This is a genomic window from Amycolatopsis sp. NPDC047767 (assembly GCF_040704195.1).
Lineage (GTDB): Bacteria > Actinomycetota > Actinomycetes > Mycobacteriales > Pseudonocardiaceae > Amycolatopsis.
Window position 1 is genome coordinate 371,368 of the sequence record NZ_JBEYSJ010000004.1, and the last position, 11,969, is coordinate 383,336.

General features: G+C 71.0%; 12 protein-coding genes. 10 read left to right on the forward strand and 2 right to left on the reverse strand.

What is annotated here, in order from left to right; translation table 11 throughout:
• Positions 1-16 precede the first annotated feature (16 nt).
• From AB0878_RS10600 to AB0878_RS10630, 7 genes are read left to right on the forward strand one after another with little or no spacing between them, the layout of a single operon-like run.
• Positions 17-643 carry an isochorismatase family protein gene (locus AB0878_RS10600; RefSeq protein ID WP_366578558.1) on the forward strand — a complete coding sequence of 209 codons (627 nt, stop codon included), beginning with the start codon at positions 17-19 and terminating at the stop codon, positions 641-643.
• Between the two features lie 25 nt (positions 644-668).
• A complete protein-coding gene (locus AB0878_RS10605) occupies positions 669-1,601 on the forward strand; it encodes a hypothetical protein (RefSeq protein WP_366578560.1) in 933 nt (310 codons plus the stop codon).
• A gap of 36 nt (positions 1,602-1,637) precedes the next feature.
• Positions 1,638-2,186 (forward strand): YceI family protein, encoded by a 549-nt coding sequence (locus AB0878_RS10610; RefSeq protein WP_366578562.1) that lies wholly within the window; start codon positions 1,638-1,640, stop codon positions 2,184-2,186.
• A complete protein-coding gene (locus AB0878_RS10615; protein ID WP_366578564.1) occupies positions 2,186-3,313 on the forward strand; it encodes an NAD(P)-dependent alcohol dehydrogenase in 1,128 nt (375 codons plus the stop codon). The genes AB0878_RS10610 and AB0878_RS10615 overlap by 1 nt, the downstream gene beginning before the upstream one ends.
• Positions 3,310-4,209: an alpha/beta hydrolase fold domain-containing protein gene (locus AB0878_RS10620; RefSeq protein ID WP_366578566.1), complete on the forward strand. Its 900-nt coding sequence runs from the start codon at positions 3,310-3,312 to the stop codon at positions 4,207-4,209. The genes AB0878_RS10615 and AB0878_RS10620 overlap by 4 nt, the downstream gene beginning before the upstream one ends.
• Positions 4,206-5,114 (forward strand): LLM class flavin-dependent oxidoreductase, encoded by a 909-nt coding sequence (locus AB0878_RS10625; RefSeq protein ID WP_366578568.1) that lies wholly within the window; start codon positions 4,206-4,208, stop codon positions 5,112-5,114. Before AB0878_RS10620 ends, AB0878_RS10625 begins: the two co-directional genes overlap by 4 nt.
• Before the next feature lie 28 nt (positions 5,115-5,142).
• The gene (locus AB0878_RS10630) at positions 5,143-5,754 is read left to right on the forward strand and encodes a hypothetical protein (protein ID WP_366578569.1); all 612 of its coding nucleotides are present in this window, start codon (positions 5,143-5,145) and stop codon (positions 5,752-5,754) included.
• Between the two features lie 56 nt (positions 5,755-5,810).
• Here the strand turns inward: AB0878_RS10630 and AB0878_RS10635 are convergent, their stop codons facing one another.
• Both AB0878_RS10635 and AB0878_RS10640 read right to left on the reverse strand, forming a co-directional pair.
• Positions 5,811-7,067, reverse strand: coding sequence for an MFS transporter (locus AB0878_RS10635; protein WP_366578571.1), 1,257 nt, complete (start codon positions 7,065-7,067; stop codon positions 5,811-5,813).
• A gap of 181 nt (positions 7,068-7,248) precedes the next feature.
• Positions 7,249-8,160, reverse strand: a complete 912-nt coding sequence (locus AB0878_RS10640; RefSeq protein ID WP_366578573.1) for an ABC transporter substrate-binding protein — start codon at positions 8,158-8,160, stop codon at positions 7,249-7,251.
• Between the two features lie 160 nt (positions 8,161-8,320).
• Between AB0878_RS10640 and AB0878_RS10645 the strand changes: the two genes are divergently transcribed.
• From AB0878_RS10645 to AB0878_RS10655, 3 genes are read left to right on the forward strand one after another with little or no spacing between them, the layout of a single operon-like run.
• Entirely contained in the window at positions 8,321-9,268 is a 948-nt protein-coding gene (locus AB0878_RS10645) for an NAD(P)-dependent oxidoreductase (RefSeq protein WP_366578575.1), read from the forward strand.
• Positions 9,261-10,505, forward strand: coding sequence for a M24 family metallopeptidase (locus AB0878_RS10650; protein WP_366578577.1), 1,245 nt, complete (start codon positions 9,261-9,263; stop codon positions 10,503-10,505). The genes AB0878_RS10645 and AB0878_RS10650 overlap by 8 nt, the downstream gene beginning before the upstream one ends.
• Positions 10,506-10,516: 11 nt before the next feature.
• Positions 10,517-11,950, forward strand: coding sequence for an NAD-dependent succinate-semialdehyde dehydrogenase (locus AB0878_RS10655; RefSeq protein WP_366578579.1), 1,434 nt, complete (start codon positions 10,517-10,519; stop codon positions 11,948-11,950).
• Positions 11,951-11,969 lie beyond the last annotated feature (19 nt).

Below are 11,969 nucleotides of genomic sequence, written 5' to 3' on the forward strand. Positions count from 1 at the left end.
CGAGGAGGAGTTCCCCATGGTTGAGAGCAAGTTCACCGAGCGGTTGACCCGGGACAACGCGGTGGTCGTGCTGATCGACCACCAGGTCGGGCTGTACAGCGGCGTGCGCGACATCGCGGTGGAGGAGCTGAAGCACAACGTCGTGGGCCTGGCGAAGGCGGCGCAGGTGCTCGGCCTGCCGATCGTGGTCACCACCACCGAGGCGGACGGCATGTGGGGCCCGCTGATCCCCGAGCTGGCCGCGGTGCTGCCCGACGACCTGCCGCTGCTGGACCGCTCGACCGTGAACGCGTGGGACGACGAGCGCGTGCAGGGCGCGATCCGCGCGACCGGCCGCAAGAAGGTGATCTTCGCCGGCGTCTCCACCGAGGTGTGCCTCGCGTTCCCGGCCATCAGCGTCACCGCCGAGGGTTTCGCCGCCTACGCGGCCATCGACGCGTCGGGCACCTTCTCGCGGACGAAGCGCGAAGCGGGCCTGTTGCGGATGCAGCAGGCGGGCGTGATCCCCATCGACTACGCCACCGCCATGGTCGAGGTCCTCGCGGACAACAGCGACCCGCAGGCCGGCTACGTGTACGCGGCGCTGGAGATGCCGTTCGCCGTGCTGGTCGGGCAGATCGCCGCCGGTTACGCCAAGAACTGACCACCAGCAGGGGAGGAGAAACGTCATGAAGAGCAAGATCGTGAGGCGTGCCGGGATCCTCGGCGTGGTCGCCGCGACCGTCGCCGGGGCCGTGGTGGCGGTGTCGAGCGGCAGTGCCGAAGGCACCCAGGCCCAGTTCGGTGCGCCGGCCCAGGCGTTCGGCGTGGAGTACGACGCGTCGCACGTGTACGTGCAGCACGGTCAGCTGCCCGCCTTCATCAAGAGCTGGGAAGCGACCTTCGGTGGCACCGACAACGGCCAGAACGTCTTCGGGATCACGCCGACGCCGAGCAAGGCGCTGGCCTCGATCATCCACTCGCCGGTCGGGCTGCTCGCGGCCTACGACTACCAGACGCCCGTGCCGTTCCCGTTCGGCTCGGAGCAGACCGGCTTCGGCGTGAAGGACCCCGACGAAGCGGTGAAGGTGGCCCACCGCGCCGGCGCGACCGTGCCCGTCTCCGCGTGGACGGGCCCGGTCGGGCGGGAGGCCGTGGTCCGGTTCCCGGGCGGCTTCAGCTCCCAGATCTGGAAGCAGTTCGACATGTCCGGCTTCACCCCGCTGACCACGCAGCCGGAGTTCCGCGTGTACCTGTCCGAGGACACGGTCAACGCGTTCCTCGCCTCCTACCTGCGGTTCACCGGCGGCACCGTGATCTCCGACGTCCGCAACGCCGACGGCGGCGAGATCGGCGCCCCGGGCACCACCTACCACCGCGTCCGGATCAAGACCCCGTTCGGCAACACCGTGGTGCTGGCGAACAACGGCGATTGGAACTACCCCTATGGCCGCGACACCACCGGTTACACCGTCTCCGACGTCAACGCCACGGTCGCGAAGGCCACGGCCAGTGGCGCGACCGTCCTTTCCGGACCGTACCGGAGCAAGGACCGCACCAGTGTCCTGCTGCAGTTCCCCGGCGGCTACGTCGCCGAGGTCCACGACGGCGTCTTCCACTGATTTCCCGTTCCCGCACCCAGAAAAGGAATCACCACGATGAGCATCGAGATCAAGGCCGGCCGCTACGAGATCGACCCGGTGCACTCCTCGATCGAGTTCTCCACCCGCTTCGTCGCCGCCCGCGTGCGCGGCACGTTCGGCGCCTTCTCCGGGACCGTCGAGGTCGCCGAAGACCTCGCCAAGTCGTCGGTGACCGCGGCCATCGACACCGCGTCGCTGCACACCGGCACCGAGGCGCGCGACGAGCACCTGCGCGCCGCGGACTACTTCGACGTCGCCAACCACCCGGAGGCCACCTTCGCGTCCACCGGCCTGGAGGCCGACGGCGACCGGTACACCCTGCGCGGCGACCTCACGATCCGCGGCACGACGCTGCCGGTCGCGCTCGACCTGTACTTCACCGGCGACGGCGTGGATCACTACGGCAATTTCCGGGTCGGTTTCCGCGCCACCACGCGGGTTTCGCGGTCCGCGTTCGGTGTCGCCGGCAACGTGTCCCAGCCCGGCGGCCCGCTGCTCATGGGCGACGCCACCGAGCTGACGCTGCAGATCCAGGCGACCGCCCCGGCCGGCGAGGAGTCCTGATGCCCACGACCACCTCCGCGATGACCGTCGCCTCGGCGGGGGAGCGGTTCACGCGGCGTTCGCTGGAGCTGGCCGACCCGGCGCCGGACGAGGTGCTGGTGCGGATCGAGGCGGTGGGCATGTGCCACGCCGACCTCGCCGTGCGGGCGGGGGAGTTCCCCTTCCCGCTACCGGGGGTGGCCGGCCACGAGGGAGCCGGGATCGTCGAACAGGTCGGCTCGGGCGTGACCTCGGTGAAGCCGGGCGACCGGGTCATGCTGACCTTCGACTCCTGCGGCCACTGCGAAGGCTGTGTCTCCGGCCTGCCGTCGCAGTGCGTGGAGTTCCTCCCGCGCAACTTCACCAACGGCGCCCGGCCCGACGGCAGCCCGAGCCTGCACGACGGCGACGAGGTCGTGCACGGCAACTTCTTCGGACAGTCCTCGTTCGCCACCCACGCGCTGGCCCGGGTGCGCAACACCGTCCTGGTGCCTCCGGTCGCGGCCGACGTGCCTTCGGCGGTGCTCGCACCGCTGGGCTGCGGCATCCAGACCGGCGCGGGCGCGGTGCTCAACGTCCTGCAGCCGGGCGCCGCGTCCACGGTGGCCGTGTTCGGGGCCGGCGTCGTCGGGCTCTCGGCGGTGATGGCGGCCGCACTGCTGCCGATCGAGCAGCTGATCGTGGTCGACGTGCTGGACTCGCGGCTCGAGCTGGCCCGCGAGCTCGGCGCGACCGCCGTGGTCAACTCCCGCACCGCCGACCCGGTCGAGGCGATCCGGGACCTCACCGGTGGCGGTGCCGGCCACGTCGTCGAGAGCAGCGGCGTGCCGGCGGTGCTCGTGCAGGCCATCACGAGCCTGCGCGGTGGCGGCACGGCCGCGGTGGTGGGCGTGCCGCCGTTCGGGGTCACCGCGCCGATCGACGTGGCCGACGTGGTCAACAACAGCAAGCGCGTGATCGGCGTGGTCGAAGGGCAGAGCAACCCGCCCACTTTCCTGCCGGTGCTGGCCACGCTCACCGCCACCGGGCAGCTGCCCGTCGAGCGGCTCGTGACCACGTTCCCGCTGGGCGAGGTCGAACGCGCGGCGCAGGCCATGAAGGACGGCACCGCGACCAAACCCGTGCTGCTGCCGCAGGAGAACGGATGATCTCGCTGAGCGCCGAGCTCGCCAAGGCGCACCACCTGCTGGCGACGATGGGCGAGCACCTGCCCGTCGACGACCGGCCGGACCACGTGCGGCACCGGGACGCCTACCGGCGGTGGAGCGAGCAGTTCCCCGTCCCCGGCGACGCGCTCGTCACCGCGGCCCCGGGCTTCCCGGGGCTCGCGGTGACCACGCCGGCCTCCGTGACCGGCCGGGCGCTGCTGTACTTCCACGGCGGTGGCTACACCGAAGGTTCGGCGTACAACCACCGGGAAGTGGGTGCCCGGCTGGCCTCCGCCTCGCGGGGCACGGTCTACCTGCCGGACTACCCGTTGGCGCCCGAGCACCCCTTCCCCGCGGCACTCGACGCGGCGGTGGCGGCCTACCGGGCGCTGCTCGACGCGGTGCCCGCGAACCGGATCGCGGTCGGCGGCGACTCCGCCGGCGGCGGGCTGTCGCTGGCGTTGCTGTTGAAGCTCAAGGACCTCGCGTTGCCGTTGCCCGCGGCGGCGGTGCCGGTGTCGCCGTGGACGGATCTGACGGTTTCCGCGCCGTCGTTCGCCGAGCGCGCCGAGCGCGACCCGTTCGTCAGCCGGGAAGCCCTGCGCGGCTTCGCGGCCGGTTACCTGGGCGACCACGACCCGCGGGACCCGTTCGCGTCGCCGCTGTTCGGCGACCTCACCGGGCTGCCGCCGATCCACCTCGAGGTCGGCACCGAAGAGGTCATGATCGACGACTCGCGCCGTTTTCACGAGCGCGCGCTGGCGGCGGGCGTGGCCTCGGCGCTGGTCGAGACCGAGGGCGCCCCGCACATCTGGCAGCACTTCGTTTCGTTCCTCCCCGAGGCGGCGGCGTCGGTCGACCGCATCGGCGCGTTCGTCCGGGAGCACGTGGCATGAGCAAGGACCTGCAGTTCGGTGTCTCGCTGACGCCGATCGACGACGTGGTGGGCAACCGCCAGTTCGCTCGGGCGGCGGAGGCGGGTGGCCTGGACCTGATCGGGATCCAGGACCACCCGTACGTGCCGAGTTACCTCGACACGTTCGTGCTCGCCGGCGACCTGCTGGCGCACACGAGCAGGATCAGCGTGTTCCCGGATGTGGCGAACCTGCCGCTGCGCCCGCCGGCGTTGCTCGCGAAGACGGCGGCGGCGCTGGACCTGGTGTCCGGCGGCCGGTTCGAGCTGGCACTCGGCGCGGGTGGCTACTGGGACGCGATCACCCGGCTCGGGGTGCCTCGGCGGACTCCCGCCGAGGCCAACGTCGCGCTGGAGGAAGCGATCACGGTGCTGCGCGCGCTGTGGGCCGGCGGCGGCAAGCCGATCCGGTTCGACGGCGAGTACTACTCCGTCGCCGGCGCCCACCCGGGACCGGCGCCGGCGCACCCGATCGAGATCTGGACCGGTTCGCAGGGACCGAAGGCGCTCGCGCTGACGGGCCGGATCGCCGACGGGTGGGCGGCGCCGATCGCCTCCTACCTGCCGTACGAGAAGTGGGCCGGGGCCAACCGCATAATCGACGAAGCGGCCGAAGCCGCGGGCCGCGACCCCTCGGCGGTCCGCCGGATCGCGCAGGTGGTCGGCACGATCACCGCGAACGCCGGGCGGCCGAGCCTCGACGAGGGCGCCGACCCGGTGCGGGGCACGGCGCGGCAGTGGGCGCAGCTGCTGGCCCGTCTCGGCGAGGAACAGCCGTTCACGACGTTCGTGTTCTGGCCGGAGGAGCAGGCGATCGACCAGGTCACCGCCTTCGCCCGGGAAGTGGCACCCGAGGTCCGGCTTCTGCTGGACATACCACCCGCTTGAGAAACTCTCTCTCCTGAAAGGACAACCGATGGACCACGAAGCGATCATCGCCCAGGCGTGGGACGCGCCGGGCAGCACCACGGCGAAGCTGACGCCGGTGCGGGTCAACGACGTGCTGCGCGAGCGCTACGAGGTGACCCCGCCGTTCCAGTACACCCGCACCGACCTGTGGGACATGGAAAAGCGCAAGGCGGCGGCGCCGGACGTGTACATCCCGACCGTCGTCAAGGCCGGCAGCGCCGAGAAGTTCCCGAGTGTGGTCAACGGGCAGTTCGAGGACTTCACCCGCGTGTCGGAGCAGCGACGCTGGGCCGACCCCGACAACTACGACCTGATCATCGAGCACGTCCGCCTCGACCACGAGAACCAGCGTGCGTTTTTCGTCGGCGCGGAGCGCTTCGAGGCGCCCGACGGCCGGGTGTTCACCGCCGGCACGGGGCAGCCGATCTTCCACGTCGAGCACTCCGTCGGCGGCACGGAAGAGGACCCGCTCAACATGTGGCGCATCGTCTTCCTGACCGAGCAGGAGCAGCCGGAGCTGGCCGCGGCCTTCACCATGTACGAGAACGACCCGTACCTGCGCGTGTTCATCGAGGTGCACCTCGAGAAGCAGCTGGGGCGCAAACTCGTCCGCCGCTGAGTCCTGTTCGGACACCGGTCACGCGCCTCGGGGTCGCGTGACCGGCGTCCGTGCGTTCAGCGGTCGCGGCGCGGGTCGAGGAGCTTGCGGGAGTCGATGAACCACAACGGGATCAGCGTCGCCAGCGGCAGGATGGTCAGCTGCCACAACGCGGCGCCGTGCCAGCCCAGCGAGCCGACGAGCGAGGCGAAGATCAGCCCGGAGAACGCGGCCGCTACGTAGTAGAACGAGACGAACATCCCGGCGGCGCGGCCGACGTAGTGCGGGCGCACCGCGCGCTGCATGGTGGCGTTGAGCGTGGTGAACAGCGAGCCCGCCACGAACACGGCCAGGACGAAGGACCACGTGTACTGCCAGGCGTGGCTCGCGGAACCGTTGAAGACCAGCCATGCGCTCACGGCCACGCCCGCGTAGGTGATGAGCAGGATCGTGCGCGGGTTGAACCGGTCGGCGAGCCAGCCGGTGAGGATCGACGTCGCGGCGCCGGCGCCGACCACGCTCGTGGCGAGCGCGGCCTCCGACGCGGTGTAGTGCAGCTGCTGGCGCAGGTACGTCGGGTACAGGCCGAGGTAGCCGTAGAACACGAGCCCACCGGCGATGCACGCCAGGCACAGCATCGCGGTGTTGCGGTTGAAGGGCGAGCTCGGCACGTGGTCGGTCGGGATCTCGGCGCCGCGCACGACACCGGCGTCGAGGTCGGTCACGCCGCGCCGGACGAGCAGTCCGATGAGGACGGTCAGGACCAGGCCCGCGATGCCGTAGAACAGGAACGGCGTGTGCCAGCCGCCGAAGTCCTGCGCGATCGCGGTGCCGACCAGCGGGCCGAGGAACACCCCGGTGCCGAACACCGCCCCCAGCACGCCGAAGGCGAAGGACCGGCGCAGCACGAAGAACGAGCCGACCACCGCGTACAGCGCGGTCGCCTGCATGCCCTCGCCGGCGCCGGCGATCAGCCGGTAGACGGCCATGTCGGCGAAACCGGACGCGAGCGGCGTGGCGAGCGTGCCGGCGGAGTAGAAGAAGACGCTGATCACGAGCACCGTCTTGCGAGGCAGCTTCTCGACGAGGTACCCGGCCGGCAGGCCCGCCAGGGCGATGCCGAGGGTGAAGCCGGTCGCGAGGAGCCCGCCCTGCGAAAGGCTGAAACCGAGCTCGGCGCTGATGTCCGGGAGCAGCGGGTAGAACACCTGCCGGTCCATGGCGTTGATCAGGTAGGAGAGGACGAGCAGCGTCCAGCCGGTGATCGACACGGCGAGCGGAACCCGGCGTGCTGTCGGGACCTGGGGCGCGGTGGTTCTCTGAGAGCTGTTCATGGGGAGCCTTCCCGGGCGCCGGAGACGAGCGTCACAGCTGCGATCGATTGCAGCAATGTAGGCGGCGGGCGGCCCGAGGTCAATGCTGATCAGTGGCCTGATGCGGAAAGTGTGCAGCTAGAGCGGCGATCGGGATGGGTTTTCAGGATTGCAACGCGATGACAAACGATCGCAGCAAGCGTCAGGCTTTGGGGAGGAGTGACGAGTCGACCAAGCCGCTGCGCAGCGCTTCCTCCGCGGTGACCGGCGTCGCGGCGCGGGAGTGCCGGTTGCGCAGGTACACGACGGTGTCGAGCTCCGCGTGCTTCAGGCGGGCGTCGGGGACCAGGCCGATCGCGGGATCGGTGAGGATCGCCAGGTGACGCTCGGCGCTCGGGCCCGTCAGCCCGAGGCGCTCGGTCACCGCGGTCAATGCGATCTCCCGGTGCCGGCCCGTGGCCAGCTGCCGGGCCACGGCGGAGGTGACCGTGAGCAGGGCGGCCAGCGCGTCGGCGTGTGTGGCGATCCCGTCGGCGGTGGCGCACAGAACGGTCCCGGCGTACGGGCCGATCTCGGTGACCGACGCGACCCTCCGGGCGCCCTGGGCTTCGGCGACGAGGTCGTTGCCGGCGTTGAGCACCGTGGTGTCCACGGTGCCCTCGACCAGGGCCCGCGCGCGTTTCGGGGTGGAGCCGAGGCTGACGACCTCGTAGTCGGTGTCGCGGACCAGGCCGGCGCGGGCGAGGAGCTCGAACGCGATGAAGGCGAAGCCTGACCCGGGCACGTCGACGCCGAGCCGCCCGCCGCGTGCGGGTCCGGCGACGCCGGGCGCGGTGAACAGGCCCAGTCCCAGGCCGCGGTCGACCGCGCCGAGGATCCGCACGTCGCCGGTCCGGCCCAGCGGGTTGCCGGGGACGCAGCGGTAGGCCAGCACGTTGTCCGGGTTGGTGAACGCGGCGTCGAGGCGGCCCTCGAAGAGGTCCTCGAACTGGTGGGCCGACGTTTTCGCCGGCACCTCCGTGACCTCGAGCCGGGCCTCGGCGAGTGCGCCGGTGGCGGCGGCGACCGACAGGAGGACCGAGGGGCTGAACGTGCCCAGCTTGATCGAACGCACGCCGGTGCCGCCTTTCCTGATCTCACAGCCGTTTCGGGCGAAACCGGCTGCGGACGTTCGCAACTCGGCTTTCGGCTCGGTACTTGACGGATCCTAGCTGGCACCGCATGATGGTTGCAAACGATTGCAACAACAACGGTGACACTCGGAGGTACTGACCATGGTGACCCTCACCGACCGACCCACGATCGGCTGGATCGGTGCCGGCCGCATGGGTGCGGCGCTCGTGCGCCGGCTGCTCGCGGCCGGCTACGACGTCGCCGTCTACAACCGCACCCGCGCCAAGGCCGAAGAGCTGGTCGCCGCCGGCGCGACCGTCGCCCAGCGGCCGGTGGACCTCGCCGGGCGGGACGTGGTGTTCACCATGGTCTCGGCCTCGGCCGACCTGCAGCACGTGACGTCGGGCGAGGGCGGCCTGTTCACGGACCCGGCGAAGGCGCCGAAGGTCGTGATCGACTCGTCCACGGTCTCGGCCGAGGCCTCGGCCACCGTGCGTGTGGAGGCGGCCAAGCGCGGCACCGAACTGCTGGCGGCGCCCGTGAGCGGCAACCCGAAGGTCGTGAGCTCGGGCAAGCTGACGCTCGCCGTCTCGGGTCCGAGCGCGGTGTTCGACGAGGTGCGCCCGATGCTCGACACCCTCGGCCGCGGCGTGACCTACGTCGGCGAGGACGAGGTGGCGCGCCTGGTGAAGATCTGCCACAACGTCTTCCTCGGCGTGGTGATCCAGTCGCTGGCCGAGATCACGGTGCTGGCGGAGAAGGGCGGCGTGACGCGCGAGGCGTTCATGACCTTCCTCAACGACTCCGTGATGGGTTCGGTCTTCTCCCGCTACAAGACGCCGGCCCTGGTGAACCTGGACTTCACGCCGACGTTCACGATGCCGTTGCTGCGCAAGGACTTCGACCTCGGCCTGGCGGCCGCACGCGAGCTGGACGCGCCGATGCCGGTGGCCTCGGCGACCGCGCAGATCGTGGCCGGCGCGATCGGCGCCGGGCTGGTGGAGCAGGACTTCGCCGTGCTGATCGAGGAGCAGGCCCGCCGGTCGGGCATCACGCTGGTGTCCGAGAACGCCGAGGTTTCGGACGGTCTGGAGCCCACCGATGTTTGACGGACGGCCGATCCCGGCGCCGGGTCACAACGCCGTCGACTTCGAGGAGCGCGTGGATTTCGCGCGGCTGCGCGACTACCGCCTCGCGCGGGCGCGGGCTTCGCTCGACGCGGGTGAGTGCGGCGCGTTCCTGCTGTTCGACTTCTACAACATCCGCTACACCACGCAGACGTGGATCGGCGGCGCGCTCGGCGACAAGATGACCCGCTACGCGCTGCTCACCCGCGACGGCGAGCCGATGCTGTGGGACTTCGGTTCCGCCGCGAAGCACCACCAGCTGTACTCGCCGTGGCTCGAGCCGGAGAACTGCCGAGCCGGCATGCTCGGCCTGCGGGGCGCGATCTCACCCGAAGCAGGCTTGATGCGCGACGCCGTGACGCAGATCAAGGATCTGCTCACGCAGGCCGGCGTCGCGGATTCGCCGGTGGGCGTGGACATCGTGGAGCCGCCGTTCCTGTTCGAGATGCAGCGCCAAGGGCTGACGGTGGTCGACGCGCAGCAGGCGATGCTCGACGCGCGGGAGATCAAGTCGTCCGACGAGATCACGTTGCTCTCGCAGGCCGCCGCGATGGTCGACGGCGTGTACCAGGACATCGTCGAGGCGCTCAAGCCCGGCGTGCGCGAGAACGAGATCGTCGCGCTGGCCAACAAACGGCTGTACGAAATGGGTTCCGACCAGGTCGAGGCGATCAACGCCGTGTCGGGGGAGCGGTGCAACCCGCACCCGCACAACTTCTCCGACCGGCTCATCCGGCCGGGGGACCAGGCGTTCTTCGACATCATCCAGTCCTACAACGGCTATCGCACGTGTTATTACCGCACGTTCAGCGTCGGCAGTGCCACCGATGTGCAGCGCGGTGCGTACCGGCAGGCGCGCGAGTGGATGGACGCGGCGATCGAAGCGGTGAAGCCGGGGATCGGGACCGACGACGTCGCCCGGGTCTGGCCGGCCGCCACGGACTTCGGCTTCGCGAACGAGATGGCGGCGTTCGGCCTGCAGTTCGGCCACGGGCTCGGGCTGGGCCTGCACGAGCGGCCGATCATCTCGCGGCTCAACAGCCTCGGCAACCCCGTCGAGATCCGCCCGGGCATGGTGTTCGCGCTCGAGACGTACTGCCCGGCCACCGACGGCTTCTCCGCCGCGCGCATCGAAGAGGAGGTCGTGGTCACCGAGACCGGCGTCGAGGTGCTGACGAAGTTCCCGGCGCAGGACCTGTTCGTCGCCAACCCGTACTGAGGAGTCACACCGTGAAGGTCCCCGAAGAGTTGTTCATCGGCGGTGAGTGGCGGCCCTCGTCCGACGGGTCCCGCATCACCGTGGTCGACCCGGCCACGGCCGAGCCGATCACCACCGTCGCCAACGGCAGCGTCGAGGACGGCCTGGCCGCCGTCGACGCCGCCGCGGCCGCCCTGCCCGCGTGGGGCGCGACCGCGCCCCGGGCCCGGGCCGACGTGCTGCACCGCGCGTTCACGCTCATGCACGAGCGGGCCGAGGAGCTCGCCGAGCTGATCGTGCGAGAGAACGGCAAGGCGCTGCCCGACGCGCGCGGCGAGGTGAACTACGCCGCCGAGTTCTTCCGCTGGTACGCCGAGGAAACCGTGCGGGTGGCGGGCACCGTGCAGACCGCGCCCGGCGGCGCCAACCGCATTCTCGTGCTGCGGCAGCCGATCGGCGTGAGCGTGCTGGTGACGCCGTGGAACTTCCCCGCCGCGATGGCCACGCGCAAGATCGCGCCCGCGCTCGGCGCCGGCTGCACGGTGATCCTCAAGCCGGCGTCGGAGACCCCGCTCACCGCGCTCGCGATCGCGGCCATCCTCGAAGAGGCCGGCGCGCCGGCGGGCACGGTGAACGTGGTCCCGTCCACGCGGTCCGGCAAGGTCGTGGGTGCGATGGTCCACGACCCGCGCGTGCGGAAGCTGTCGTTCACGGGCTCGACGGAGGTCGGTCGCGCGCTGCTGCACGTGGCGGCGGACACCGTGGTCAGCACGTCGATGGAGCTGGGCGGCAACGCGCCGTTCCTGGTCTTCGACGACGCCGACCTCGACGCGGCGGTGGACGGCGCGATGGTCGCGAAGATGCGCAACGGCGGGCAGGCCTGCACGGCGGCGAACCGGTTCTTCGTGCAGCGCGGCGTGGCCGCCGAGTTCGGCCGGCGGCTGGCCGAGCGGATGGGCGCGCTGCGGGTCGGCCCCGGCACCGACGCCGGGATCGAGCTCGGCCCGCTCGTCAACGAGGCCGCCGTGGACAAGGTGACCGAGCTGGTCGACGGGACCGTCGACGCCGGCGCTCGCGTGCTGGTCGGCGGGAAACGCCCGGAGGGCACCGGGTTCTACTACCCGGCGACCGTCCTGGCCGACGTCCCGGCGGGCGCGCCCGTGCTCGCGGAGGAGATCTTCGGCCCGGTGGCGCCGATCGTCACGTTCGACACCGAGGACGAGGTCGTCCGGCTGGCCAACGACACCGAGCACGGCCTGGTGTCCTACGTGTACACCGGCGACCTCGCGCGCGGCCTGCGGCTTTCGGAGGCGCTGGAGTCGGGCATGGTCGGGCTCAACCGTGGTCTGGTCTCCGAGCCGGCTGCCCCGTTCGGCGGTGTGAAGCAGAGCGGGCTCGGCCGCGAGGGCGGGCACGAGGGGCTGCTGGAGTACACGGAGTCCAAGTACGTCGCCGTCTCTTGGTGACGTCCGGTCACTCTATGCT

Excerpts from the sequence above, each read along its gene's own strand:
- AB0878_RS10650 (WP_366578577.1), top strand. The coding sequence starts at position 9,261 with ATGTTTGACGGACGGCCGATCCCGGCGCCGGGTCACAACGCCGTCGAC.
- AB0878_RS10620 (WP_366578566.1), top strand. The coding sequence starts at position 3,310 with ATGATCTCGCTGAGCGCCGAGCTCGCCAAGGCGCACCACCTGCTGGCG.
- AB0878_RS10645 (WP_366578575.1), top strand. The coding sequence starts at position 8,321 with ATGGTGACCCTCACCGACCGACCCACGATCGGCTGGATCGGTGCCGGC.
- AB0878_RS10615 (WP_366578564.1), top strand. The coding sequence starts at position 2,186 with ATGCCCACGACCACCTCCGCGATGACCGTCGCCTCGGCGGGGGAGCGG.
- AB0878_RS10600 (WP_366578558.1), top strand. The coding sequence starts at position 17 with ATGGTTGAGAGCAAGTTCACCGAGCGGTTGACCCGGGACAACGCGGTG.
- AB0878_RS10625 (WP_366578568.1), top strand. The coding sequence starts at position 4,206 with ATGAGCAAGGACCTGCAGTTCGGTGTCTCGCTGACGCCGATCGACGAC.
- AB0878_RS10630 (WP_366578569.1), top strand. The coding sequence starts at position 5,143 with ATGGACCACGAAGCGATCATCGCCCAGGCGTGGGACGCGCCGGGCAGC.
- AB0878_RS10605 (WP_366578560.1), top strand. The coding sequence starts at position 669 with ATGAAGAGCAAGATCGTGAGGCGTGCCGGGATCCTCGGCGTGGTCGCC.
- AB0878_RS10610 (WP_366578562.1), top strand. The coding sequence starts at position 1,638 with ATGAGCATCGAGATCAAGGCCGGCCGCTACGAGATCGACCCGGTGCAC.
- AB0878_RS10635 (WP_366578571.1), bottom strand. The coding sequence starts at position 7,067 with ATGAACAGCTCTCAGAGAACCACCGCGCCCCAGGTCCCGACAGCACGC.